Consider the following 24,299-nt stretch of genomic DNA (forward strand, 5'->3'; position numbering starts at 1 on the left):
TACGTTCTCAGAAAAGTCCCACTTCGGCCCTGAGCCATCCCTCCCCCTGTGTATCATCCTGTCTCTTTTTTCCTTGCGACCTTTCTCGATTCGCTGGGATTCCCGGGCTATGTTTTTGAGCCAACTCAGCGGTCAATGGAGTGACAGCCTTATGCACGACACCCTCCAGCAGGTCTTTGGTTACCCACACTTTCGCTTGGGCCAGGAAGAGACGGTCAGCGCCGTGCTGGCTGGGCGATCTGCCGCCGCCATTTTCCCTACGGGCTCGGGCAAATCCTTGTGTTACCAGTTGTCGGCCGTGTTGCTGCCGCACCTGACGTTGGTGGTGTCGCCTTTGCTGGCGTTGATGCAGGACCAATTGGGTTTCCTGCAGCGCCATGGCATTTCGGCGGGCAGTATCGACTCGGCCCAGAGCCGTGATGAGGCCAATGATGTAATGGCCCGTGCGCGGTCGGGGGAGCTCAAAATTCTGATGATTTCCGTGGAGCGTTTGAAGAACGAGCGTTTCCGTAATTTCCTGAACAGCGTGCAGATCTCGTTGCTGGTGGTAGACGAGGCGCACTGTATCTCCGAATGGGGCCACAACTTCCGCCCGGATTATTTGAAGCTGCCGGACTACCAGCGCCAGTTCAACATCCCTCAGGCGCTGTTGCTGACGGCCACGGCCACGCCCAAGGTGATCGCTGACATGCAGGCCAAGTTCGCCATTGCTGCCGAAGATGTAGTGACCACGGGCTTCTATCGGCCCAACCTCAACCTGCTGGTGGAACCCGTCAGCGGCCATGACAAACGCCGCAGGCTGGTGGAGTGGATGAAAGCGCGGGCCAACCAGCCGAGTATCGTCTACGTCACCTTGCAGAAAACCGCCGAGCAGATTGCCGAGCATCTGAACCGCCACGGTATTCAGGCCGAGGCTTATCACGCGGGGCTGCCCCATGAAAAACGCGAAGGTATCCAGCAGCGTTTCATGGGCGGGCGTTCCAATTGCATTGTCGCAACTATCGCGTTTGGCATGGGCATCGACAAGAGTGACATCCGCAATGTCGTGCACTTCGACCTGCCCAAGTCCATCGAGAACTACAGCCAGGAAATCGGCCGCGCAGGGCGTGACGGGCAGCCGTCGGATTGCCTGGTGTTGGCCAACCGCGACAGCCTCAATGTGCTGGAAAACTTCGTGTACGGTGATACGCCGGAGCAGGACGGCATTTTTCGCGTATTGGAGGAGTTGCAGTCCGCGCGTAGTGAAGGGCAGTGGGAGTTCCTGCTCAGGTCGCTGTCGGACCACAGCAATATTCGCGAGCTGCCGCTCAAGACGCTCCTGGTGCAGTTGGAGCTCAAGGGCGTGATCGCGCCGCGCTATGCGTTTTATGCGGAATACCGTTTCAAATACCTGATCGAACCCGAAGCCTTGCTGGCGCGTTTTTCCGGCGAGCGGCAGCAGTTTGTCGCGGCGATCATCCAGGTGTGCAAGCGCGCTAAAACGTGGGCGACGGTCGATTTCGATGCGCTTTATCAACAGCACAATGCCGAGCGTAGCCGGGTGGTGAAGGCACTGGATTATTTTCAGGAGCAGGGCCTGATCGAGCTCGAAAGCAAGCAGATGACTGAGGTCTACAGTTTGCTCGACACCCATTTCGACCCGCACGCGTTAAGCGCCGAGTTATACACAGGCTTCAAGCAGCATGAGGTGACGGAGGTCGCGCGGATTCACGCCATGCTCGACCTGTTCGCCACCGACCACTGCCTGGGGCAGCGTCTGGCGCACTACTTTGGTGATGATAATGCACCCCAGCGTTGCGGGCATTGTTCGGTATGCCACGGCCAGGTCGCCCATCTGCCGGCGCCGCCGAGCCTGCCGCCGCTTGTGGATAAAAACTTCATGGGGCTGTGCGGTGATTTTATCCACAGGCATCATGAGCACACGGGGCACTTGCCGAATGCGGAGCGTTTGACGCGTTTCCTTGGCGGTATCAGCGTACCGTTGTTTACCAAGTTGAAGGCGCGGGGCATTCCCGGTTTTGCTGCGCTGGAAGACTACCCCTACGCCGAGGTGCGCGACTGGGCCCATGCTCAATTGGATCAACTTTGATGAGACTTGCCGATGCCTGACTCAACGCCTGTGCGCGACGACTACCGCCACTTCCAACCGATCACCACGCGTTGGCACGACAACGATGCCTACGGCCATGTGAATAACGTCACCTACTACAGCTTCTTCGACACAGCCGTTAATACCTACCTGATCGAACAGGGCGGGCTGGATATTCATGACGGTGAGGTGGTGGGGTTTGTGGTGAGTTCGGCCTGCGATTACTTCGCCTCGATCGTTTTTCCCGAGCGCATTGAAATCGGCCTGCGGGTAGGCAAGCTGGGCAATAGTTCGGTGCAGTATGAGCTGGCAGTATTCAAGGCGGGCGAGCAGGAGGCGTGTGCGGCGGGGCGCTTTGTCCATGTGTTTGTGGACCGAGCCTCGAACCAGCCAGTGCCGATTCCGGGAATGTTGCGCGAAGCGATGCAGCGGCTGCTGGTTTGACGCACCTATAAGCAAAGCATCCCAAATGTAGGAGCCGGGCTTGCCCGCGATGGCGCAGTATCAGGCAGTACGTCTAAAACCTGATTCACTGCTATCGCGGGCAAGCCCGGCTCCCACATCGGATGTGTTCGTCAGAGCGCGGGTTTATCAGTCGCGATAACGATGCTTGTTCTTGCGATGCCCATAGGCATGGCCGCGACCTGGGTGGCCATCGCGGTAGTAGCGACGATCGTCACGGTCGCGATCGCGGTAATGGCGGTTGTCGCGATCACTTTCGTTACCCATGTAGTTGCCTAGCGCGCCGCCCGCGCCACCGCCGGCCGCGGAGCCGATCAGTGCGCCGGTGCTGCCGCCGACGCTGCGGCCCACGACGTTACCGCCGGCTGCGCCCAATGCGCCACCAATGGCGGCTTCGCCACGGCTGCGTTTGTCGGCGCCGACTGCACTACCGCCTGCGCCGCCGAGGGCCGCGCCGATGGTCGAACCGGTGTTGCCGCCCAGCTGCTGGCCGACAACGGAACCTAGAACCCCACCCAATGCGCCGCCTACACCGGCTTCGGTGGTGCCGCCTGCCATGGCTGCGCCACTGACCAGGCCAAGGGACAACAAGAGAATCGAGGAGAACTTCATTCAGGGAAACCTCAAGGGATGACGGCGCGATCCTGAGGTTGTATCGAGGCGCTGACAATCGAAATCCGACCGGCGGCAGAGGTTGTATACAATTTGCTAAGTTACTGTTTTGTATGGGGAACTTAAGTCGTTTTTACGGGTCTTTAGCTACTTCGGAACGGCCGCTTTTATGCAAAAGCGGCCTTTTTTTGTGCCTGCCGAATGTGTGGTGCTTGTGCTGGCCTCTTCGCGGGCAAGCCCGCTCCCACATCAGATCGGTCCACACAGTCTCAATGGTGAACCCATCCCAGTGTGGGAGCGGGCTTGCCCGCGAAAGCGTTAGTTCAAGCAACACATATCTCGGATCGAGTCAGGCCGAGCGCGCCATGATCAACCCACTGTCACTCGCCGCTTCCAAGCGAATCGCAACAAACTTGGACGTTGGCGTATGGCTACCGTCGCCAGTGCTTTCCAACGGCACCAACGGGTTCACTTCGGGGTAGTAAGCCGCCGCCTGCCCCGCCGGAATATCAAATGCCAGCAACGTAAAGCCCTTCACGCGGCGCTCACGACCGTCTTCCCACAGCGACACGATGTCTGCCTTCTGCCCCGGCTTGAAGCCCAGGCGGATGATGTCGGCTTCGTTGACGAACAGCACGTCACGTTGGCCTTTGACCCCGCGATAACGGTCGTCCAGGCCGTAGATGGTGGTGTTGTACTGATCATGGGAGCGCATTGACTGCATGATCAGGTCCGGCACTCGGCCCGTGGCGTGGGTGCGCTCATGGATCAGGTCTTTGGGCAAGATGTTGGGGCGGAAGTTGGCGCGACCTGAGGGGGTGTTCCAGCGGCGTGCGCCGGCGGAGTTGCCCAGATAGAAGCCGCCTGGATGTTTGATCTTTTCGTTGAAGTCCTTGAAGCCTGGGATGGTGTCGGCGATCAGGTCGCGGATGCGCCCGTAGTCGGCCACTAGCCAGTTCCAATCCACGGGCTTGCTGCCCAGGGTGGCGGCAGCAATGCCCGCCAGGATCGCCGGCTCGGACTTCATCAGTTTCGACAGCGGTTGCAGTTGGCCGTTGGAGCCGTGGACCATGCTGAACGAGTCTTCCACCGTCACCGCTTGCGGGCCGTCGGCCTGGATGTCTATGTCGGTGCGGCCCAGGCACGGCAAGATCAACGCATCTTTACCGTGCATCAGGTGGCTGCGGTTGAGCTTGGTGCTGATCTGCACGGTCAGGTCGCAATTTCGCAGCGCTTCAAAGGTGCGCGTGCTGTCTGGCGTGGCTTGGGCAAAGTTGCCGCCCAGGCCGATAAAGACTTTGGAGCGGCCTTCAAGCATGGCGTGAATTGCTTCCACCACGTTATGGCCATTGTCGCGCGGCACCTGGAACTGGAAACGACGCTCCAGCGCGTCCAGAAACGCCACCGGTGGGCGTTCGTTGATGCCCATGGTGCGGTCGCCCTGTACGTTACTGTGGCCACGCACCGGGCACAGCCCGGCACCTGGGCGGCCGATATTGCCGCGCAGCAGCATCAGGTTGGCGATTTCCTGGATAGTCGGCACCGAGTGGCGGTGCTGGGTAATCCCCATCGCCCAGCACATGATTACATTCTTGCCTTTGGCGTACATGCGTGCCGCTTGCTCGATCTCCACCAGGGTCAGGCCGGACTGCTCGACGATCTCCTCCCACGAGGTGTCGTCGATCTGACCCAGGTATTCCAGGACGTTGGCAGTGTGCTCGTTGAGGAAGTCGTGGTCGAACACCGCTTCCTTGCCTTCGGCCAGGGCTTGGCGTTCCCACAGCAGCAGGAACTTGGCCATGCCACGCAAGATAGCCATATCGCCACCCAGCGCCGGGCGGAAGTAGGCGGTGTTGGTCGGCTTGTCGCCGTTGGTGAGCATTTCCAGCGGATGTTGCGGGTGCTGGAAGCGCTCCAGGCCGCGCTCTTTCAGCGGGTTGATACACACCACCTGAGCGCCGCGTTTCACCGCTTCGCGTAGCGGCTCGAGCATGCGTGGGTGGTTGGTGCCGGGGTTCTGGCCCCAGACGAAAATGGCATCGGCATGTTCGAAGTCATCAAAGGTCACAGTGCCTTTGCCCACGCCGACACTCTGCGCCAGGGCTACGCCGCTGGCTTCGTGGCACATGTTCGAGCAGTCCGGGAAGTTGTTGGTGCCAAAGGCGCGTACGAACAACTGGTACAGGTAGGCGGCTTCGTTGCTGGCGCGGCCCGAGGTGTAGAACTCGGCCATGTTCGGGCTGGGCAGCGCGTTGAGGTGCTTGCCGATCAGGTCGAACGCGGCATCCCAACTGATGGGCAGGTAGCGATCGGTCTCGGCGTCATAGCGCATTGGCTCCGTCAGGCGGCCCTGGTACTCCAGCCAGTAGTCGCTTTGCTCCAGCAACGCCGTGACGCTGTGCTTGGCGAAGAAGGCCGCATCGACGCGGCGCTTGGTGGCTTCCCAGTTGACCGCCTTGGCGCCGTTTTCGCAGAACTTGACCATGCCGCTTTCCGGCGAGTCGCCCCAGGCGCAGCCCGGGCAGTCGAAGCCGCCGTTCTGATTGGTCTTGAGCATCATGCGCAGGTTTTTCAGGGCGTTGTCACTGGTCAGCCAGGCTTGCGCCACACTGATCAGAGCGCCCCAGCCACCGGCTGGGCCTTTATAGGGCTTGTAGCGTGGGGTTGGGGTCTGGTCGGCTTGGTGGTGAAGGCTCATGGCTGGTGCTCCATCGCAGGGCTATAGACCCGTGGCGCGCTTTTTTGCGGCAGGTGGATGAGGTTGAGGTTGTGCCGGCGCGCCCATTGCAAGGCCAGGCCGGTAGGCGACGACAGGCTGACCAGGGTCTGGATGCCCGCGCGCAAGACTTTCTGAATCAATTCGAGGCTGCAGCGGCTGGTAACAATCGCCAGGCCGCCGTCGGTCGGAATCTTTTGGCGGATCAACGCACCAATCAACTTATCCAGGGCGTTATGCCGGCCGATGTCTTCGCGACCCATCAGCAATTCACCCTGGCTGTTCATAAATACCGCCGCATGCACGGCGCCGCTGTGCTGGCCCAGGGGTTGGAATGCGCTGATACGCTGGCGCAGGCCGTCGAGCCACTGCGCCGGCGGCAAGGGCGCGCCGGGCAGTACCTGAAGGTCGGGCAATGCTTGTTCTACCGCTTCCACGCCACATAGACCGCAGCCGCTGGTGCCTGCCAATTGGCGGCGTTGCTGCTTGAGGTTCCAGAACGCACGGCTGGAAACCTGTACCTGAGCGTACTGGGCTGCGCCTGAACCGCTGATTTTCAGGTCATAAATGTCGTTAACGTCGGTGATAATGCCGCTGCCGAGGCTGAAACCTACAATGAAGTCTTCCAGGTCCGTAGGCGTCACCAGCATCACCGCCTGGCTGATATCGTTGTAGGCAATCGCCAACGCCACTTCTTCGGCCAGCGCAGTGCTGGCGACTTCCGTGTGTTCAAGATTGCAATAGTGATAGCTCTGGCTAGCGACGGGCGCGGTCGATTCGAGAGCGGGCGCCGCGCAGTGAGGGCGCTTGGCGTTCATGGGGCAGTACCACCGGCGGATTGATCAGTGTTTAGACTAGGCGCGACAAAGGGTCACGTCTAATCGCCAGTATTGATCTATTGATAGAGGGCGTCGATCAAGGTTCACCGGCGTTTGCGTCGGGCTTATTCCAGGCAGGGGTGAGTTGGATACTTTTGAGTCTTTAGCCAGTCTGGAACCCAAGTCGGCAGGACTGGTCTAGTCTTGGGCATCTGGAAATTAAATCCCAAGGAGAGCGCACCATGAGTATTTTTAGCTTTATCAAAGAAGCCGGCGAAAAGATTGTCGACCTGTTGACGCCGGGTAATGCGAACGCGAGTGAGCAGTTGAAGGAGCATGTGAGCAAGGTGGGCCTGGGTAATCCAAACGTGCAGACCACGGTGGATGGCGACAAGGTCACGGTGACCGGTGAAGTGGCCACGCAGGAAGAGAAAGAGAAGATCCTGTTGGCGCTGGGTAACATTGCCGGCGTGGCAAGTGTGGATGACCAGATCACTGTTACTGGCCCTGCGGTTACCGCTGCTCGCTTCGTCGTAGTGAAAAAGGGCGATACCCTCAGCGCGATTTCCCTGGCGGTGTACGGTAATGCCAACCAGTACAACAAGATTTTCGAGGCTAACAAGCCGCTGCTGTCGCACCCGGACAAGATCTACCCCGGCCAGACACTGCGCATCCCTGAGTAATACGCAGGGCAAAATGTGGGAAGGGGCGTGCTCCCTCCCACACTTGATCAAAGTCCGGCAATGAGATCTCGATAATCCCCCACTGCTAAAAATTCTGCGGTGTCCTTTGGTCCTTTCTTGCTATCAGGCTCTTTCACTGCCAGCAAATGACCGACCCCGAAATCCCGGGCGCTGCGCAGGATCGGCAAAGTGTCATCTATAAACAGGCTACGGGCCGGGTCAAAGTGGATATCCGCTTGCAAGGCTTGCCAGAATTGCGGGTTTTCCTTGGGAAAACCGTAGTCGTGAGAGCTGATCAATCGCTCGAAATACGGCGCCAGTTCAATGCGTTCCAACTTCAATGACAGCGAATCACGATGAGCGTTGGTGATCATGATCACGCGCTTGCCGGCCTGTTTGATCGCCGCCAGGAACGTATCGGCATCCGGACGCAGGGCGATCAGGTGGGCGGTTTCCAGCTTGAGTTCGCGCACCGGGATCTTGAGCTCGGCGCTCCAGAAATCCAGGCAATACCATTGCAACTGTCCGGCGTTACGCTCAAACAGCGGTTGCAGCTCCATCTCCGCCATGGCCTGGCTCACACCGTGCAGTTCGGCGTAGCGCTGGGGCAGGTGCTCCATCCAGAAGTGGTTATCGTAATGCAGGTCGAGCAGGGTGCCGTCCATGTCCAGCAGGACGGTGTCGATGGCGTGCCAGGGCAGAGAGGGCATGGTGGGGTCTCATGTAAGTAAAAATATCCGACACAGACAATCGGAAAAGCCACGGTATAGTAACCCGATCACGCCAAGGAGCCGTTTATGCGCCAGAAACCCACTGTCCTCGCCCGCGAAATAGTCGCCAGTAGCCGTTTGTTCCGCGTGGAGGAAGTGCAATTGCGCTTTTCCAATGGCGTTGAGCGGACCTATGAGCGTCTTGTCGGGCGTGGCACGGGCTATGGCGCCGTGATGATTGTGGCGATGATCGATGAAGATCATGCAGTGCTGGTGGAAGAATACTGCGGCGGCACTGACGAATATGAATTGTCGTTGCCCAAAGGCCTGATCGAGCCCGGCGAAGACGTGCTTGCAGCGGCAGACCGCGAACTCAAGGAAGAGGCCGGCTACGGTGCACGGCAGTTGGAGCACATCACCGAGCTGTCATTGTCGCCCGGCTATATGAGCCAGAAGATCCAGGTGGTGTTGGCTACCGATCTCTACGAAGAGCGTCTTGAAGGTGATGAGCCCGAACCAATGCGGGTAGACCGGGTCAACCTGCGTGAGCTGTCGGCGTTGGCGCAAAACGAGCAATTCAGCGAAGGTCGCGCCCTGGCGGCGCTGTATCTGGTGAGAGACCTGTTGACCCAGCGTGGAGCGTTCACCGCATGAGCGAACTGTTTTTAGGCCACCCGTTTATCGCCCCGGTCATTGAACTGGCGCGCCAGGCGGGTGAAGCCATCCTGCCGTACTGGCGTGCCGAGGTAGCCGTGACGTCCAAGGCGGATGATTCTCCCGTGACGGCTGCTGACCTGGCTGCCCACCATCTCATCCTCGCAGGCCTCACCGCGCTGGACCCAAGCATTCCAGTACTGTCTGAAGAGGACGCCGATATCGATCAGAGCGTGCGTGCCGGCTGGCAGCGTTGGTGGTTGGTGGACCCTCTGGATGGCACCAAGGAATTCATTTCTGGCAGTGAAGAGTTCACCGTCAATATTGCATTGATCGAACAGGGCCGCGTGGTGTTCGGCGTGGTGTCGATACCGACCACTGGCCGTTGCTACTTCGGCGGCGCGGGCCTGGGGGCTTGGCGTTCGGACGTCAATGCCGCGCCCAAGCAGATTCAAGTGCGCCAGGCCAGGGCTGCGGGCGAAGCCTTTACCGTGGTGGCCAGCCGTCGTCATACCAGCCCTGAGCAGGAGCGTCTGTTAGATGGTTTGAGCGAGGGCTTGGGCGAGTTGAAACTGGCGAATATCGGCAGCTCGTTGAAGTTTTGCTTATTAGCCGAGGGCAGTGCCGATTGTTATCCGCGCTTGGCGCCGACCTCGCAGTGGGATACCGCAGCGGCCCAGGGTGTATTGGAAGGGGCGGGGGGCGAAGTGCTGGAGTTGGATGGCAAGCCGTTCAGCTACCCGGCGCGGGAGTCGCTGCTGAACCCGTTCTTTCTGGCATTGCCAGCCAAGGCCGCCTGGCGTGATCGGCTGCTGACCCTGGCCAGATCTTAAGATCACTGCAGAGCAAAATGTGGGAGCGGGCTTGCCCGCGATGGCGGAGTGTCAGTCGTACAGGTATTGGCTGATCCACCGCTATCGCAGGCAAGCCAGCTCCCACATTTGTTTTATGTAATGGCTGCTAGCGGTGCAAGACGTACTGGCCGGTAAAGACGACGGCACGCGCTGCACTGCCTTCATTCACAATCCACGTCTGCAGCGCCAACCGCGCCCGCCCATAGCGCTGATAGGTCGCCACAAAGCGCTTCCAAGTCTTTTCATCCGGCGCCGCGCAAACGGCTGTCGCGTTCTGGGTCACCGGCAGCGGGTAGCTGATCTGCCCTTCCTGAATCACGATGTGCCCGTCTTCAATCCCGGCTTCACGCAGCTTCAGGTGCAGCCAACCCCAACCCGCCAGCACGGCGCCGCAGTAGAGGCTGCCGCCAAACATGGTGCTCTTGTGGTTGATATTGGCTTGCAGGGGCAGGTGCAGTTGCAGCTGGTCCTGTTGCCAGTCGAGCACCCTGAGGCCCATTTCCCGGGTGAGTGGGATGTCATGGTGAAGGATGGATTCCAGGTAACGGCTATCGCGGCTCATGGCGGCCTCTTCGTAGGTGGACGATGTCATTCGTCATCGGCGCTCTGGCTGGCACTGTCGGCGAAGTTCAGGCCGTGTTTGCGCAGTTTGTCGTGCAAGGTTTTGCGCGGCACGCCCAGGGCTTCGGCGAGGCTGCGCACGGAGCTGTGGGGGCGGGTCAGTTCGGCGGCGATCAGGCTTTTTTCGAACTGTTCGACTTGCTCGCTCAGGCCTCCGGGCGTGGAGGTCAGCACGCCGGCGGCGGGATGGTCCTGGGCGTTATCCAGGGCCAACTCCAGGCCGAGGGCGAAACGCTCCGCGGCGTTTTGCAGTTCCCGCACATTGCCCGGCCAGCTGTGGCGCAGCAACAGCGCGCGCTGGCCCGGTTGCAGTTCGTGCAAGGGCAGGCCGTGGCGGCTGCTGGCCTCGTCGGCGAAGTGCTGGAACAGCATCAGCGCATCTTCACCCCGTTCCCGTAGCGGGGGAATGCGCAGCGGCGCCACATTGAGGCGGTAATACAAGTCGGCACGGAAACGCCCCTGATCGGCGGCCTGGCGCAGGTCTTCCTTGGTGGCGGCGATAATGCGGATATCCAGCGGGATCAGCTGATTGCCACCCAGGCGCTCCACGACGCGCTCCTGTAAAAGGCGCAGCAACTTGACCTGTACATCCAGGCTCATGCTTTCGATTTCATCGAGGAACAGCGTGCCGCCATTAGCGAACTCGAACTTGCCGATACGGCGCTTTTGCGCGCCGGTAAACGCGCCCGGTTCATGGCCGAATAGTTCGCTTTCCACGACCGATTCCGCCAGTGCTCCGGCGTTAATCGCCACAAACGGGCCGCTGCGTCGGCTTGAGAGGTCGTGCAGGGCGCGGGCGACGACCTCCTTGCCAGCGCCGGTTTCGCCGAGGATCAGCACATCGGCCTTGGTCGCGGCCAGTGCACCGATTTGCTCGCGCAGGCGCAACATCTGTGGCGAGTGCCCTACCAGGCGCGTACTGAGTTGCTGGCGGTCGCTGAGAGCCAGGCGCAGGCTGCGGTTGTCCAGTACCAGCCGGCGCAGGGCCAGGGCGCGGCGCACGCTGTCGAGCAGCGCGTCGCTGGCGAAGGGCTTTTCCAGGAAGTCATAGGCACCAGCACGCATGGCCTGCACCGCCAGCGGTACGTCGCCGTGGCCGGTGATCAGCAGCACCGGCAGGTCGGGGTCCTGGCCGTGCAGTTCGGCCAACAATTCCAGGCCGTCCATGCCGGGCATGCGGATGTCGCTGACCACCACGCCCGGCCAGTCTCGGGACAGACGTGCGGTGAGCCCGTTGGCTTCTCCCAGGGGCAGGACGTTCAGGCCGGCCAGGTCCAGGGTCTGGCACAGGGCCTGACGCAGGTGTGGATCGTCGTCGATCAATACCACCTGAATCGAGTTGTCGATACTCATACACTGCGGTCCTCGGACGGTTGCAGACTGACGCCCGGCGAGCCGGCACGTAATTTCAAGGTTAACAGCGCGCCGCCTTCCTTGTGGTTGGCGAACAACAGTTCGCCGCCAAAGGCGCGCATCAGCGTGTCGCAGATCGCCAGGCCCAGGCCCAGGCCCTGAGTGCGCGTCTTGGTGGTGTAAAACGGCTCGCTGGCGCGGCCCAGGGCTTCCATGCAAAAGCCCGGGCCGTTGTCGCGAATATACAAGTTGACGCCATGGGGCGTGGTTTCGGCACTCAGCCAGAGTTTGCGTGGCGGGCCTTTTTCGGTGAGGGCGTCCAAGGCATTGGCCAGCAGGTTCCCCAGCACCTGGCGCAGGCGGGTTTCACCAGCCTGCACCCACAGGGTTGCCTCTGGCAGGTCGCGGATCAACTCCACCTCCATCGAACGCCGACGCTTGGCCAGCAATGCCAGGGCGTCGTCCAGCGCCGGTTGCAAAGCCACGCTCTCCGGCGCATGCCGGTCGCGACGGGCGAAGGCGCGTAGGTGGGCGATAATCGAAGCCATGCGCCCGGTCAATTCGCTGATCAGCTTGAGGTTGCCACGGGCATCGTTGGTGCGCTCATGGTCGAGCAGGATTTCGGCGTTTTCGGCATAGCTGCGAATCGCCGCCAGTGGCTGATTCAGTTCATGGCTGATACTCGCCGACATGGTGCCCAGCGCCGACAGTTTACCGGCCTGGACCAAGTCGTCCTGAGCGCGCACCAGTTCTTGCTGGGCGTGTTCGCGCTCCAGCACTTCCTGCTTCAGGCGCCGGTTCAGGCCCTCCAGGTCACTGGTACGCTCGGCCACGCGCATTTCCAACTCGCGGCGGGCCTTGGCTTCGAAGGCGATGCGTTCCAGGTAGTGCCGGCGGCGCTGCATCAGCAACCCCAGCAACAGCATCAGCACCAACAACGTGGCGCCGCCCACGGCAACGACCGTGCGCACCGGGCGGTTGATCAGCGAGCGCGGCGCGAGGATTTCCACGTTCCAGCCGGTCTCTGCGATGGCTGTGGATTGGCGCAGCCAAGCGCTGCTGCTGAGGCTCAGTGGCTGCGGGTCGCGGGTGGGGTAGGGCTGGATAGCAATGATGGCCTGGCGTTCTTCGGCGGTCAGTGGCCGCGTGGCGCGGAATCGCCATTGCGGGCGCGAAGTGAGGATCACCACGCCGTTGTGGTCGGTGACCAACAGTTGTTCGGGGGTATTGCCCCACAGGCTTTCGGTGTGGTCCAGGTCGACCTTCACCACCAGCACCCCGATGATAGTATCGCCGTCACGTACCGCTGCTGCGAAGAAGTAGCCGCGCTTGGCCGAGGTGGTGCCCAGGCCGAAGAACCGGCCGAGGCGCCCGGCCATGGCTTCGCTGAAATACGGACGGAAGGAAAAGTTGCGCCCGACAAAGCTGTCTTGTTTGTCCCAGTTGGACGCGGCGAGGGTCTTGCCGGTGGTGTCCATCAGATACATCACCTCTACCCCGGCCTGGGCGGCGACATCCTTGAGCAACTGGTTGGCGCTGACCAGGTGGGTGCTGACATGAGGAGCGTCCAATGCAGTACGCAGGGCCGGTAAGTCACCGAGGATCTGCGGCAGTATTTCGTAGCGGTGCAGGGTGCCCAGCAAGTTGGCGACGTAGAGGTCGAGGGTCTGGCGATTTTGCCCGGCCAGTTCGCTGCGGTAATAGCGCTCGGCCAAATGCTCCAGCGGCCACAACAGCGGTGCCAGGCACAGAGCCAGCAGGGCTAGGCTGCGCCAGCGGGGTCTTCGCGCAAGGGGTGGGGTCATGGAAGTCGCGCCTGTGAGTACAGGCGCATTATGCCTAGTGCTGCTGTGCAAGACACTCGTGCAATGCGTCTTGCCATTGTGGCTGGCTGACGTGCCATTGCTGTTGCAGGCGCGTGCAGTCCAGGCGCGAGTTCAGCGGGCGCTTGGCGGGGGTCGGGTAGGCGCTGGAAGGAATCGGTTCCAGCTCGGCGCAGGCCTTTCCTTCGGCGCGCAGTTGCTCGCCAATCGCCGCGGCAAAACCGAACCACGAGGTTTCACCCTGGGCAGTGAGGTGGTAAACACCCCAATCCCCTGCCTTACCGGCCTGCCACTGCTCGATCAGCACGCGGGTGCTGTTGGCGATAGTCCCGGCCCAGGTCGGCGCACCGATCTGGTCGGCAACGATGCGCATCTGCGCTTTTTCCTGCAGCAGGCGTTGCATGGTCAGCAGGAAATTCTTGCCATGGCCCGAATAGACCCAGCTGGTACGCAAGATCAGGTACTGGCCGCCAACAGCCGCAATCGCCTGCTCACCCGCCAGCTTGCTCTGGCCGTAGACACCCAATGGGTTCGGCGTGTCGCTTTCGGTGTACGGGGCAGGTTTGGTGCCGTCGAACACGTAGTCGGTCGAGTAGTGAATCAGCGGGATGCCCAACGCCTTGGCCTCTTCGGCGAGGATGCGGGGGGCGATGGCATTGATGGCGAACGCAGCGTCCGGCTCGCTCTCGGCCAGATCGACGGCGGTGTGGGCCGCCGCGTTGATGATCAGGCCGGGGCGATGGGCGCGCACTTGTTGGCGGATAAGGTCTGCGTTTGCCAGGTCAAGCTGGTCGCGGCCCAGGACGATGAGTTCGCCCAGGTCCTGGAGCCGCTGTTGCAGCTCCTGGGAGACTTGGCCGTGTTGGCCGGTGATGAGGATTTTTAGGGAGGCTGTCACGGGAACAGGTCCGCGTCTTTCAGGTTTTTACCGTTTTGATCCTTGGCAGACAAGGTGGGTGGGCCCGCCAACTGCCAATCAATGCTCAGTTCAGGATCGTCCCAGCGAATGCACCGCTCCGCAGACGGTGTGTAGTAATCCGTGGTCTTGTAGAGGAATTCTGCGTATTCGCTGAGTACTACAAAACCGTGGGCGAAGCCCGGTGGAATCCACAGCTGGCGGTTATTTTCGGCCGATAGGCGCACGCTGGCCCATTTGCCGAAATGTGGTGAGCTGCGGCGGATATCCACCGCAACGTCCAGTACCTCTCCGGCGGTCACACGCACCAATTTTCCTTGGGCGTGTTCTACCTGATAGTGAAGGCCTCTCAGCACGCCCTTTTGCGAGCGCGAGTGGTTGTCCTGCACAAACTGCAGTTCCAGACCGCTGGCCTGAGCAAAATCCCGGGCGTTGAAACTTTCATAGAAAAAGCCACGTTCATCGCCAAAAACCTTGGGCTCGATGATCAATACACCGGGCAGTTCAGTGGCGTTCACATTCATTTAGGATTCCCAGCGAGAGAGTACAAGTACTGACCATAGCCGGTCTTGCCAAAGTACTTGGCACGTTCCAGCAGATAGTCACGATCGATCCAGCCGTTTTCGTAGGCGATTTCTTCCAGGCAGGCCACTTTCAAGCCCTGGCGGTGCTCGATGGTCTGAACGTAGGTCGAGGCTTCCAACAGGCTGTCATGGGTGCCGGTGTCGAGCCAGGCGAAACCACGACCGAAGCGTTCAACGTGCAGATCGCCACGCTGGAGGTAGGCATTGTTGACGTCGGTGATCTCCAACTCGCCGCGTGGCGACGGCTTGACCGCCTTGGCGATCTTGATCACGTCGTTGTCGTAAAAGTACAGGCCGGTCACGGCGTAGTGGGACTTAGGCTTAGCCGGTTTTTCTTCGATGGACAGGGCGCGGCCTTCACTATCGAAGTCAATTACACCGAAACGCTCAGGGTCTTTGACCCAGTAACCGAACACGGTAGCGCCTGAGGGGCGTTCCGCCGCAGTGCGCAGCTGCTCGCCGAAATGCTGGCCGTGGAAGATATTGTCCCCCAGGATCAAGCACACAGGGTCATCGCCAATGAACTCTTCGCCGATGATAAACGCCTGGGCCAAGCCATCCGGCGAAGGCTGCTCCGCGTAGGTGAAGCGCACGCCGAATTGGCTGCCATCGCCCAGCAGGTTCTGGTATTGGGGCAAGTCCACTGGTGTGGAGATCACCAGGATGTCCTTGATTCCCGCCAGCATCAGTACCGAGATCGGGTAGTAGATCATCGGCTTGTCATATACCGGCAACAACTGTTTGGACACGCCCAGGGTAATGGGATGCAAACGGGTGCCGGAACCGCCGGCCAATACAATTCCCTTCATCATGCGATCAAATCCTTCACGTCAGTATTGCCCAGTCGTTCACCTTGATAACTGCCGTCCTGGACCCTGCGGCACCATTCCAGGTTATCGAGGTACCACTGCACGGTTTTGCGCAGGCCGGTCTCGAAGGTTTCTTCCGGGACCCAGCCCAGTTCGCGTTCGATTTTGCTGGCGTCAATGGCATAGCGTTGGTCGTGGCCTGGGCGATCCTTGACGAAGGTGATCAGGTCAGTGAATTTCTCCACGCCGGCTGGGCGTTGCGGCGCCAGTTCTTCCAGCAGGGCGCAGATGCCGCGTACCACGTCGATGTTCTTCTGTTCGTTGTGGCCGCCAATATTGTAGGTTTCGCCCACAACCCCAGTGGTGACCACTGTGAGCAGCGCACGGGCGTGATCCTCGACGAACAGCCAGTCACGCACCTGCAGACCATCGCCATACACCGGCAGTGGCTTGCCCGCCAGGGCATTGAGAATCACCAGCGGGATCAATTTTTCGGGGAAGTGGAACGGCCCGTAATTGTTCGAGCAGTTGGTCAACAGCACCGGCAGGCCATAGGTGCGCTGCCAGGCGCGTACCAGGTGGTCGGACGCCGCCTTGCTCGCGGAATAAGGCGAGCTGGGGGCGTAAGGCGTGGTTTCGGTGAAGAGGTCGTCCACGCCATGCAGGTCGCCATACACCTCATCAGTGGAGATGTGGTGGAAACGGAACGCGCTTTTTGCCGGCTCTGCCAGCTTCTGCCAATAGGCGCGCGTGGCTTCCAGCAGGCTGTAGGTGCCGACGATGTTGGTCTGGATAAAATCCGACGGACCGTCAATGGAGCGGTCGACATGGGACTCGGCCGCCAGGTGCATGATCGCATCGGGTTGGAAGCGTGCGAGCACGGCGCTGACGGTGGCCTGGTCGATGATATCGGCCTGGACAAACTCATAGCGGCTGTTGGACGCGATGCTGGTCAGCGACTCGAGGTTGCCGGCGTAAGTCAGCTTGTCCAGGTTGAGCACTTCATGCTCAGTGTGTTGAATCAAGTGCCGGATCAGGGCCGAGCCAATAAATCCGGCACCGCCGGTGATGAGAATGCGCATGTCGAGGGCCTTTTCCTTAGACGGACACTGGGCGAAAGTAGCATAGCTTGAGTTGTGAATCGGGCTGGCGCAAGCACCGTGAGCAGAAGGGGTTGATTAACGCCACAGAACAATGGCGATATAGACGCCTGAAAAAACAAAGGTCGTCACAATGTCGTTAGCCACGTTGACCCACCGTGCCAGCTTGCCTTGCCCACAAGTAACCCTCGAGCAGGCAGCACACCTGCTCGAGCGACATTATGGAATGACGGGCAAATTACGCTCATTGGGCAGTCAACAAGACCTCAACTATAGAGTTGACAGCACTCGGGGCCGCTTTGTTCTGAAGATCTGCCGAGGTGACTACGCCGCGCTTGAACTCCAGGCCCAGCATGCGGCCCTCAACAGCCTGGGCACGCATCCCGGCCTGCGCGTGCCCAAGGTCATCCCGACCGTGGAGGGCGAGGATCTACTGACGGTCAACGTCGATGGCCAAACCCTGCACCTGCGGCTATTGGGCTACATCGACGGCCAGCCCCTGACGCATTTACCCCACCTGAGCCGCACCGTGATCGAAGGCTTTGGTGAGCTGTGCGGGCAGATGAGCCTCGCGCTGGCAGATTTCGAGCACCCTGGCCTTGCGCGCACCCTGCAATGGGACCCGCGCCACGCGCAGGCATTGATCGCCCACCTGCTGGCAACCTTGCCCGACCTGCCGCAGCGTGCTGCTTTGGAGCAGGTGGCCAGGCAGGTCGAGGCGCATGTCCAGCCGTTGGCGGCACACCTGCCGTGGCAAGCGGTGCACATGGATATCACCGATGACAATGTGGTGTGGCAGCGTGATGTCCAGCGGCACTGGCGTATACAAGGCGTGATCGATTTTGGCGATCTGGTGCGTACCTGGCGAGTTGCCGACCTGTCGGTGACCTGCGCGGCGCTGTTGCACCATGCCGACGGTGATCCGTTTGCCGTCTTGCCGGCGATCCAGGCCTGCCACGCGGTCACGCCGTTGCAGCGCGAAGAGTTGGAGGTGTTGTGGCCGTTGATCGTCGCCCGCGCGGCAGTGTTGGTGCTCAGCAGTGAGCAGCAGCAATGCCTGGACCCGGATAACGTTTATCTAAAGAAAAACGCCGAACACGAGTGGGAAATCTTCCATATCGCCACGTCGGTGCCCTTTGAACTCATGCAAGCAGCGATTCTGTGCAGCGTCGGTGAAACATTACCGCCCGTCGCCAACCAAGACTTCGCGCCTTTATTGCCAGGCTTGGTGGGGCGCGAGTTCGCGCTGATCGACCTGGGCGTACTCAGCCCGCATTTCGAGGCTGGCAATTGGGAAACTCCCGGCATCGATCGGCGCTTGCTGGATCAAGCGGCGACGGTGCATGGGCTGGCGGCCAGTCGTTATGGGCAATACCGCTTGTCGCGCACCCGCCCCGACAGTGCGCTAGAGCCCGAGACATTACCCCTGCATGTCGAACTGCACCTGCCTCACGGCACGGTTCTGGAAGCACCCTTTGCGGGAACGCTGCGCGAAGGTGCCGACGGCTTGCTGTGCTTGCACGACAGTGAGCTGAGCCTGCGCCTGTGGGGCGTGCGCACGTCACTCAAGCCCGGCGCAACGCTGGTCAAAGGGCAGGTGCTGGGCGAGGTGCAGGCGCCGTTGACTGTGCAGTTATGCCGCGCCGACCTTGAGCCGCCGCTGTTCTGCACACCTTCCCGGGCGTTGGCGTGGCAGGCGTTGTGCCCGTCACCCTCGGCGCTGTTGGGCCTGGCCTGTGATGCTGAGCCGGAACTGGACCCGCAGGCCCTGCTGGCCCGGCGGGATGCCAGCTTTGCCCGCTCCCAGAAGCACTACTACGCCGACCCACCGCGTATCGAGCGCGGCTGGCGTAACCACCTGATCGATATGCAGGGCCGATCCTACCTCGACATGCTCAACAACGTGGCCGTGCTGGGCCATGGCCACCCGCGCATGGCTGAGGTGGCGGCTCGGCAATGGTCGTTGCTCAACACCAACTCGCGCTTCCACTATGCGGCAATTGCCGAGTTCTCCGAGCGCCTGCTGGCGTTGGCGCCACAGGGCATGGACCGGGTGTTCCTGGTCAACAGCGGCACGGAGGCCAATGACCTGGCGATTCGTTTGGCCTGGGCCTACAGCGGCGGGCGCGACATGCTCAGCGTGCTGGAGGCCTACCACGGCTGGTCGGTGGCGGCGGATGCCGTGTCCACCTCGATTGCCGATAACCCCCAGGCCTTGAGCAGCCGCCCGGATTGGGTACACCCGGTGACCGCGCCCAATACTTACCGCGGTGAATTCCGCGGGCCGGACAGCGCGCCGGACTATGTACGAAGTGTTGAGCATAACCTGGCGAAAATCGCCGCGAGCCAGCGTCAATTGGCCGGGTTTATCTGTGAACCGGTGTACGGCAACGCCGGTGGCATCTCCCTGCCAGCGGGTTACCTGCAACAGGTGTATGGCTTGGTGCGTGCCCAGGGGGGCGTGTGCATCGCCGATGAAGTGCAGGTGGGTTACGGCCGCATGGGGCATTTCTTCTGGGGGTTTGAACAGCAGGGTGTGGTGCCTGACATCATTACCATGGCCAAGGGCATGGGCAACGGCCAGCCGTTGGGCGCAGTGATTACCCGCCGAGAGATTGCCGAGGCGCTGGAGGCCGAGGGTTACTTCTTCTCGTCATCGGGAGGCAGCCCGGTCAGTTGCCGGATCGGCATGGCAGTGCTGGACGTGATGGAAGAGGAAAAGCTGTGGGAAAACGCCCAAGTGGTAGGCGGGCATTTCAAGGCACGACTGGAGGAATTGATTGATCGCCATCCACTCGTCGGGGCCGTGCACGGTTCGGGCTTCTATCTGGGCCTTGAACTGGTGCGTGATCGCCACACCCTGGAACCTGCGACGGCAGAAACCGCCTTGTTGTGTGATCGCCTGCGGGAGCTGGGGATTTTCATGCAACCTACCGGTGATTATCTGAATATCCTCAAAATCAAGCCGCCGATGGTGACGTCCAGGCGCAGCGTGGACTTCTTTGTGGACATGCTGTCCAAAGTGCTGGATGAACAACTGTGATTTATCGATTGTTATCGGCTATTTTTTGCAGACCCGAGCACCTATCATGTTTTTAGTCTGTTAAAGCCGATTTTTATCCATTATAAAGTTGCCCTTCACCCCATTCGGAGCCCTGATCGCCATGACCACCTTGCACAGCACACCTCGCGCCGATGGCTTTCATATGCCTGCCGAATGGGCGCCCCAGACCCAGACCTGGATGATCTGGCCCGAGCGCCCAGACAACTGGCGCCTGGGCGGTAAGCCAGCGCAGGCGGCCCATGTGGCGGTGGCCAAGGCTATCGCACGTTTTGAGCCGGTGACCGTCGCGGTCTCCGCCAGCCAGTACGAAAACGCCCGTGCCCGCCTGGACGTACCCAATATCCGCCTGGTGGAAATGTCCAATGACGACGCGTGGGTTCGCGACACCGGCCCGACTTTCGTGATCAACGGCAGTGGTGAAGTACGGGGTGTGAACTGGGACTTCAACGCCTGGGGTGGTTTTGACGGCGGCCTGTATTCCCCGTGGAACCGCGATTCCCAAGTGGGAGGCAAGATCCTCGAGATGGAGCGCGCACCGCGTTACCGCACTGAAGGCTTCGTGCTTGAAGGCGGTTCGATTCATGTCGACGGCGAAGGCACCCTGATCACCACCGAAGAATGCCTGTTGAACCGCAACCGCAACCCACACCTTGATCGTGCGGCTATTGAGGCGGTGCTCAGCGATAACCTGGCTGTGGATAAGATCATCTGGTTGCCGGATGGCCTGTTCAACGACGAAACCGACGGCCATGTGGATAACTTCTGCTGCTACGTGCGCCCGGGCGAAGTGTTGCTGGCCTGGACCGATGACCCGCAAGACCCGAACTACCCACGCTGCCACGCAGCCATGGACGTGCTGCAAAGCAGCACCGATGCCCAGGGCCGCTCGTTCATCGTGCATAAAATGCCGATCCCGGGTCCGCTGTATGCCACTGAGGAGGAATGCGCCGGGGTAGACCTGGTTGAGGGCAGCCAGGAGCGTAATCCGACCGTGCGGTTGGCCGGTTCCTATGTCAACTTCCTGATCGTCAACGGCGGCATCATCGCGCCGAGCTTCGATGATCCGATGGACGACCAGGCCAAGCAGATCCTGCAGAACCTTTTCCCACAGCATGAAGTGGTGATGGTGCCGGGCCGCGAACTGTTACTGGGTGGGGGCAATATCCATTGCCTGACCCAACAGCAGCCAGCTCCGCAGCGAAAGTGAGTGCAGTTGTAACAGCGCCTTGATGGCGCACGAGCACCGCGCGTTTGCAGTGTTCCCCGCAAGCCCGCGACCCAGCCCGGTCGCGGGCTTTTTCATGCCTGCATGCCGGTGAACAGGGCACATTGGCATAGCTCTTGTATCGCTGTGGTTACAGTGGCCCAAGGGGGATGACCGCGTAGTTCTGTCACAAACCTTGAGTAAGTTAGCCGCTCACGCAGCAGGAGAGAGCGCTGAAATGAATGCCGATGTCCACCTGATGAACACGCGTACGTTCCACCCTTTGCGGGTCGACGGTGACGCCATCCATGCGTTGGCCCTTTGGTTGAAGGCGAACGGCTCGCGACAGGCCAGACAAGCGTCTGACTTGCGCAGTGTGATGAGTGAGCGCTACCCGTTGGGGTTGTTCACGGAGGATGAAGTGCAGGCGTTGTGCGAGGTAATGAGCAACTAAAGAACACCTGAAACCAACTGTGGGAGTTGGCTTGCCTGCGATAGCGGTGGTTCAGTTAAACATCCAGTGACTGGCACACCGCTTTCGCGGGCAAGCCCGCTCCCACAGGGATCTGCGCCAGGCGCTGATGTTGTGGGCACTACCTAACCAGTGTGGGAGCTGGCTTGCCTGCGATGGCGGTGGTTCAGTTAAACATCCAGTGACTGGCACACCGCTTTCGCGGGCAAGCCCGCTCCCACAGGGATCTGCGCCAGGCGCTGATGTTGTGGGCAATGCCTAACCAGTGTGGGGGCTGGCTTTGTTTCACATGAGGCGTGTCAGAAGCTGTAGGTACCGGTGACCACCAGGCTTCGCGGCTCCCCCGGTTGAATCTGCGCCGCACTGGTCGCCGAGGCGTAGTAGTTTTTGTCGGCAATATTGTTCAGCGCCGCCCTCACGTCCCACTCTTTCTGACGGAACCCGGCCAGCGCGTCCCAGCGGCCATAACCCGGCAACACCACGGTGTTGAGGTTGTCGGCATATCGATCACCCACCAGGGTCAAACCGGTTTCCGCGTACCAGCCCATCTGCGGTTTCCAGGTGATGAACAGGCTGGCGTTGCGCTTGGCCACGTCGCTGATTCGTTTGCCTTCAAAGCCATTGTTGTCCTTCTCGACCTTGGCGTTCTGCAGGCCTACGCCGCCGCGCACATACCAGTTGTCGACGATCTTGCCGGTGGCGGTCAGCTCCACGCCGCGTGAGCGTTGCTCGCCAGTGAGCAGCGTAATGGTGCGGTCCAGCGGGTCGCTGGTGCGGCGGTTGTAGAGTTCCAGTTCGTACACGGCCAGGGTGGTGCTCAGGCGTTCGTCGAACCAGTCGCTCTTCACGCCGATTTCCTTTTGCTTGGTCAGCTCCGGGCTCAGGTCGTTGGCGTTGCCGGTGGCGTTCGGCGTGATGCCGATCAGGCCGCCGCCGGCTGGTGTGAAGGTCTTGCTCCACGAAGCATAGAACGAGTGGTGTTCCAGGGGCGTCCACACCAGGCCGACCCGCGGGCTGGTGCTGTGGCTTTGCACGTTCTGTTGGATGTCGAGCAGCTTGTTGGTGGTGTCCACTTCGAAACGGTCATAACGCAGCCCGCCCAGCAGTTGCCACTGGTCATTCAGGCGCAGTTGGTCCTGTATGTAGAGGGCGCGGCTTTCGACTTCGGTGTGGTTGTTACTCGACAGTCGCATGCTCCCGGTGTGGCTCAGGCGGCGATTGGGTTGGTTGAGGTCCAGGCTCGGCACTGTCTTGCCATCGCGAGCGGAGTACAGCTTCGGATCACGGCGCTGGCTGCCCAGCTCAATACCGGTGAGCAGGCGGTGCTCCAGGCCAAAGGTGTCGAAACCGCCTTCCAGTTCCAGGTTGTTGAACACGTTGCGGGTGGTCAGGTCCTGCTGCCAGTGTTGGCGGGTGACGCTGTTGGTTTTCGGGTCATAGCCGGTCTGGTAGGTATTGTCGAAATCACTGTCGAGCTTGAACACGCCGAGGGTGTGGCGCAGTTGCCAGTCGGCGTTGAGCTCGTAGGCGAGTTTGGAACGCAGGGACTGGGATTTATCGTCGATGTAATCGCCGTGATCAAAGTAAGTGGTGCTGCGGCTCACATCCGCCGGGCGCCCGTTGACGCCCGGAATGCCACGGTCTGGGGTGCGGTTGTAACGGCTGTATTCGTATTGCACCAGCCAGTTCAGCTCTGGAGTGAGCTGCCAGCTCATTGACGGCGCGAACAACTGGCGGTTGCCGCTGACGCCATCGCGAAAGCTGTTGTTATCCTGGTTGCCCATGTTCAGGCGCAGGCTGATGTTGTCGATGGGGTCGGTGCTCAGGTCGGCATACAGGCTGCGCAAATCGTTGCTGCCGCCTTGGGCTTCGATGCTGGATTTTTGCCCTGGGGTTGGCATTTTGCTCACCCGGTTGACGATGCCGCCCTGGCCGCCTCGCCCGTAAAGCACCGCAGCCGGCCCCTTGAGTACTTCGATACGCTCGATGTTATGCAGGTCGCGCACGTACTGGCTGTCGTCGCGAATGCCATCCAGATAGAAGTCATTGCTGGCGTCGAAACCACGTATGCGCAGGCTGTCGAAGCGTGTATCGGCGCCGCTGCTGACGTTGGGGATACCGCTCAACGCCTGGCCCAGCTCGTTGGTGCCATAGGAGCGCAGGCTTTCGGTTTTGACTGAGTCGATCGCCTGGGGCACATAGCGAACAGCCGTCGCGGTGCGTGTGGCGGTGCTGGTCTCCTTGACCCGTGGGTCGTCTTCGTCTGCTTCCACACTGATCGAGGTTTCAGGCAAGACCGTGGCCGCACCGGCAAAACCGGCAGACAGCAGAACAGAGAGCCCAAGGGAGAGGGGCGTCAGGCGAGGGGCAGGCATGGGAGCGTATCCAAATGACGTGGCAGGAAAATTGTGCGCGAATGGTAATGCTTTGCATTTGCGCGTGTTATCTATTCCCTAACGTCCGCTCTGTCGGATTTGTTACTTAATGTGTTTCGAGGGGGATTCAAGGCGCTTTTCAGGCTTTCATCCCTGCGCCTCCGCTCGCCGCTTAGACGAATATCGCCTAAATACAGACGATTCACGAAATTGACACATAGTTCAACGCCCGCATAGGATTGCGCCCAACGCCTGTGGCTAACCGCCATGACTAATCCAAATAAAAAAAGGCCCGCGGCAGTTCAGTCGTCCGCGGGCCTTCTTTTTGCTGGCAAGGTCGACACCAGAAAAGCAACAGGAGCCTGGTGTCACAGCGCGTA

General features: G+C 60.6%; 20 protein-coding genes. 8 read left to right on the forward strand and 12 right to left on the reverse strand.

Annotation, left to right across the window (positions count from 1 at the left end; translation table 11 throughout):
* Positions 1 to 151 precede the first annotated feature (151 nt).
* Positions 152 to 2,089 (forward strand): RecQ family ATP-dependent DNA helicase, encoded by a 1,938-nt coding sequence (locus MHH62_RS26000; protein ID WP_014716481.1) that lies wholly within the window; start codon positions 152 to 154, stop codon positions 2,087 to 2,089.
* A 12-nt stretch (positions 2,090 to 2,101) separates the two neighbouring features.
* Entirely contained in the window at positions 2,102 to 2,533 is a 432-nt protein-coding gene (locus tag MHH62_RS26005) for a thioesterase family protein (protein ID WP_032901795.1), read from the forward strand.
* A gap of 147 nt (positions 2,534 to 2,680) precedes the next feature.
* On the opposite strand, the gene MHH62_RS26010 is transcribed toward MHH62_RS26005, so the two are convergent.
* From MHH62_RS26010 to fdhD, 3 genes are all read right to left on the reverse strand, one after another.
* Positions 2,681 to 3,163 (reverse strand): YMGG-like glycine zipper-containing protein, encoded by a 483-nt coding sequence (locus MHH62_RS26010; RefSeq protein ID WP_014716482.1) that lies wholly within the window; start codon positions 3,161 to 3,163, stop codon positions 2,681 to 2,683.
* A gap of 349 nt (positions 3,164 to 3,512) precedes the next feature.
* On the reverse strand, positions 3,513 to 5,861 hold the full coding sequence (locus MHH62_RS26015) for an FdhF/YdeP family oxidoreductase (protein WP_014716483.1): 2,349 nt from the start codon (positions 5,859 to 5,861) through the stop codon (positions 3,513 to 3,515).
* A complete protein-coding gene (gene fdhD, locus MHH62_RS26020) occupies positions 5,858 to 6,697 on the reverse strand; it encodes a formate dehydrogenase accessory sulfurtransferase FdhD (RefSeq protein WP_003187702.1) in 840 nt (279 codons plus the stop codon). The genes MHH62_RS26015 and fdhD overlap by 4 nt, the downstream gene beginning before the upstream one ends.
* A 242-nt stretch (positions 6,698 to 6,939) precedes the next feature.
* On the opposite strand from fdhD, the gene lysM reads away from it, so the two are divergent.
* Positions 6,940 to 7,380 (forward strand): peptidoglycan-binding protein LysM, encoded by a 441-nt coding sequence (gene lysM / locus MHH62_RS26025; protein ID WP_003187704.1) that lies wholly within the window; start codon positions 6,940 to 6,942, stop codon positions 7,378 to 7,380.
* 47 nt (positions 7,381 to 7,427) lie between these two features.
* On the opposite strand, the gene yrfG is transcribed toward lysM, so the two are convergent.
* On the reverse strand, positions 7,428 to 8,090 hold the full coding sequence (gene yrfG, locus MHH62_RS26030) for a GMP/IMP nucleotidase (RefSeq protein ID WP_014716484.1): 663 nt from the start codon (positions 8,088 to 8,090) through the stop codon (positions 7,428 to 7,430).
* An 87-nt stretch (positions 8,091 to 8,177) separates the two neighbouring features.
* Between yrfG and nudE the strand changes: the two genes are divergently transcribed.
* Positions 8,178 to 8,744 (forward strand): ADP compounds hydrolase NudE, encoded by a 567-nt coding sequence (gene nudE, locus MHH62_RS26035; protein WP_014716485.1) that lies wholly within the window; start codon positions 8,178 to 8,180, stop codon positions 8,742 to 8,744.
* A complete protein-coding gene (gene cysQ / locus MHH62_RS26040; RefSeq protein WP_014716486.1) occupies positions 8,741 to 9,577 on the forward strand; it encodes a 3'(2'),5'-bisphosphate nucleotidase CysQ in 837 nt (278 codons plus the stop codon). Before nudE ends, cysQ begins: the two co-directional genes overlap by 4 nt.
* Positions 9,578 to 9,704: 127 nt before the next feature.
* On the opposite strand, the gene MHH62_RS26045 is transcribed toward cysQ, so the two are convergent.
* The 7 genes from MHH62_RS26045 to rfbB are packed head-to-tail and all read right to left on the reverse strand — an operon-like array spanning position 9,705 to position 16,786.
* Positions 9,705 to 10,160, reverse strand: a complete 456-nt coding sequence (locus MHH62_RS26045; protein ID WP_103451983.1) for a YiiD C-terminal domain-containing protein — start codon at positions 10,158 to 10,160, stop codon at positions 9,705 to 9,707.
* A 26-nt stretch (positions 10,161 to 10,186) separates the two neighbouring features.
* Positions 10,187 to 11,572: a sigma-54 dependent transcriptional regulator gene (locus MHH62_RS26050; protein WP_020302411.1), complete on the reverse strand. Its 1,386-nt coding sequence runs from the start codon at positions 11,570 to 11,572 to the stop codon at positions 10,187 to 10,189.
* Positions 11,569 to 13,377, reverse strand: coding sequence for an ATP-binding protein (locus tag MHH62_RS26055; RefSeq protein ID WP_032901796.1), 1,809 nt, complete (start codon positions 13,375 to 13,377; stop codon positions 11,569 to 11,571). The genes MHH62_RS26050 and MHH62_RS26055 overlap by 4 nt, the downstream gene beginning before the upstream one ends.
* A 34-nt stretch (positions 13,378 to 13,411) precedes the next feature.
* A complete protein-coding gene (gene rfbD, locus MHH62_RS26060; RefSeq protein ID WP_014716490.1) occupies positions 13,412 to 14,293 on the reverse strand; it encodes a dTDP-4-dehydrorhamnose reductase in 882 nt (293 codons plus the stop codon).
* On the reverse strand, positions 14,290 to 14,835 hold the full coding sequence (rfbC, locus tag MHH62_RS26065) for a dTDP-4-dehydrorhamnose 3,5-epimerase (RefSeq protein WP_103451978.1): 546 nt from the start codon (positions 14,833 to 14,835) through the stop codon (positions 14,290 to 14,292). Before rfbC ends, rfbD begins: the two co-directional genes overlap by 4 nt.
* The gene (gene rfbA / locus MHH62_RS26070; protein WP_014716492.1) at positions 14,832 to 15,707 is read right to left on the reverse strand and encodes a glucose-1-phosphate thymidylyltransferase RfbA; all 876 of its coding nucleotides are present in this window, start codon (positions 15,705 to 15,707) and stop codon (positions 14,832 to 14,834) included. Before rfbA ends, rfbC begins: the two co-directional genes overlap by 4 nt.
* Positions 15,704 to 16,786 (reverse strand): dTDP-glucose 4,6-dehydratase, encoded by a 1,083-nt coding sequence (gene rfbB, locus MHH62_RS26075; protein ID WP_020302409.1) that lies wholly within the window; start codon positions 16,784 to 16,786, stop codon positions 15,704 to 15,706. Before rfbB ends, rfbA begins: the two co-directional genes overlap by 4 nt.
* Before the next feature lie 151 nt (positions 16,787 to 16,937).
* On the opposite strand from rfbB, the gene MHH62_RS26080 reads away from it, so the two are divergent.
* From MHH62_RS26080 to MHH62_RS26090, 3 genes are all read left to right on the forward strand, one after another.
* Positions 16,938 to 19,847 carry an aminotransferase gene (locus tag MHH62_RS26080; RefSeq protein ID WP_336826717.1) on the forward strand — a complete coding sequence of 970 codons (2,910 nt, stop codon included), beginning with the start codon at positions 16,938 to 16,940 and terminating at the stop codon, positions 19,845 to 19,847.
* A gap of 121 nt (positions 19,848 to 19,968) precedes the next feature.
* Positions 19,969 to 21,075, forward strand: coding sequence for an agmatine deiminase (gene aguA / locus MHH62_RS26085; RefSeq protein WP_060767901.1), 1,107 nt, complete (start codon positions 19,969 to 19,971; stop codon positions 21,073 to 21,075).
* Between the two features lie 235 nt (positions 21,076 to 21,310).
* Positions 21,311 to 21,526 carry a hypothetical protein gene (locus MHH62_RS26090; protein WP_014716496.1) on the forward strand — a complete coding sequence of 72 codons (216 nt, stop codon included), beginning with the start codon at positions 21,311 to 21,313 and terminating at the stop codon, positions 21,524 to 21,526.
* 317 nt (positions 21,527 to 21,843) lie between these two features.
* On the opposite strand, the gene MHH62_RS26095 is transcribed toward MHH62_RS26090, so the two are convergent.
* The gene (locus MHH62_RS26095) at positions 21,844 to 23,919 is read right to left on the reverse strand and encodes a TonB-dependent siderophore receptor (RefSeq protein WP_339232141.1); all 2,076 of its coding nucleotides are present in this window, start codon (positions 23,917 to 23,919) and stop codon (positions 21,844 to 21,846) included.
* Positions 23,920 to 24,299: the final 380 nt, after the last annotated feature.

The sequence above is a fragment of the Pseudomonas sp. FSL L8-0168 genome (genome assembly GCF_037976155.1).
Taxonomy (GTDB): Bacteria; Pseudomonadota; Gammaproteobacteria; order Pseudomonadales; family Pseudomonadaceae; genus Aquipseudomonas; species Aquipseudomonas paracarnis.

What these genes read in the sequence shown, in the direction of transcription:
- aguA (WP_060767901.1), top strand. Translation starts at nt 19,969, where the DNA reads ATGACCACCTTGCACAGCACACCTCGCGCCGATGGCTTTCATATGCCT.
- MHH62_RS26050 (WP_020302411.1), bottom strand. Translation starts at nt 11,572, where the DNA reads ATGAGTATCGACAACTCGATTCAGGTGGTATTGATCGACGACGATCCA.
- rfbC (WP_103451978.1), bottom strand. Translation starts at nt 14,835, where the DNA reads ATGAATGTGAACGCCACTGAACTGCCCGGTGTATTGATCATCGAGCCC.
- MHH62_RS26095 (WP_339232141.1), bottom strand. Translation starts at nt 23,919, where the DNA reads ATGCCTGCCCCTCGCCTGACGCCCCTCTCCCTTGGGCTCTCTGTTCTG.
- cysQ (WP_014716486.1), top strand. Translation starts at nt 8,741, where the DNA reads ATGAGCGAACTGTTTTTAGGCCACCCGTTTATCGCCCCGGTCATTGAA.
- rfbB (WP_020302409.1), bottom strand. Translation starts at nt 16,786, where the DNA reads ATGCGCATTCTCATCACCGGCGGTGCCGGATTTATTGGCTCGGCCCTG.
- fdhD (WP_003187702.1), bottom strand. Translation starts at nt 6,697, where the DNA reads ATGAACGCCAAGCGCCCTCACTGCGCGGCGCCCGCTCTCGAATCGACC.
- MHH62_RS26045 (WP_103451983.1), bottom strand. Translation starts at nt 10,160, where the DNA reads ATGAGCCGCGATAGCCGTTACCTGGAATCCATCCTTCACCATGACATC.
- MHH62_RS26055 (WP_032901796.1), bottom strand. Translation starts at nt 13,377, where the DNA reads ATGACCCCACCCCTTGCGCGAAGACCCCGCTGGCGCAGCCTAGCCCTG.
- MHH62_RS26000 (WP_014716481.1), top strand. Translation starts at nt 152, where the DNA reads ATGCACGACACCCTCCAGCAGGTCTTTGGTTACCCACACTTTCGCTTG.
- lysM (WP_003187704.1), top strand. Translation starts at nt 6,940, where the DNA reads ATGAGTATTTTTAGCTTTATCAAAGAAGCCGGCGAAAAGATTGTCGAC.
- MHH62_RS26080 (WP_336826717.1), top strand. Translation starts at nt 16,938, where the DNA reads ATGTCGTTAGCCACGTTGACCCACCGTGCCAGCTTGCCTTGCCCACAA.
- MHH62_RS26090 (WP_014716496.1), top strand. Translation starts at nt 21,311, where the DNA reads ATGAATGCCGATGTCCACCTGATGAACACGCGTACGTTCCACCCTTTG.
- yrfG (WP_014716484.1), bottom strand. Translation starts at nt 8,090, where the DNA reads ATGCCCTCTCTGCCCTGGCACGCCATCGACACCGTCCTGCTGGACATG.
- MHH62_RS26015 (WP_014716483.1), bottom strand. Translation starts at nt 5,861, where the DNA reads ATGAGCCTTCACCACCAAGCCGACCAGACCCCAACCCCACGCTACAAG.
- rfbA (WP_014716492.1), bottom strand. Translation starts at nt 15,707, where the DNA reads ATGATGAAGGGAATTGTATTGGCCGGCGGTTCCGGCACCCGTTTGCAT.
- MHH62_RS26010 (WP_014716482.1), bottom strand. Translation starts at nt 3,163, where the DNA reads ATGAAGTTCTCCTCGATTCTCTTGTTGTCCCTTGGCCTGGTCAGTGGC.
- nudE (WP_014716485.1), top strand. Translation starts at nt 8,178, where the DNA reads ATGCGCCAGAAACCCACTGTCCTCGCCCGCGAAATAGTCGCCAGTAGC.
- MHH62_RS26005 (WP_032901795.1), top strand. Translation starts at nt 2,102, where the DNA reads ATGCCTGACTCAACGCCTGTGCGCGACGACTACCGCCACTTCCAACCG.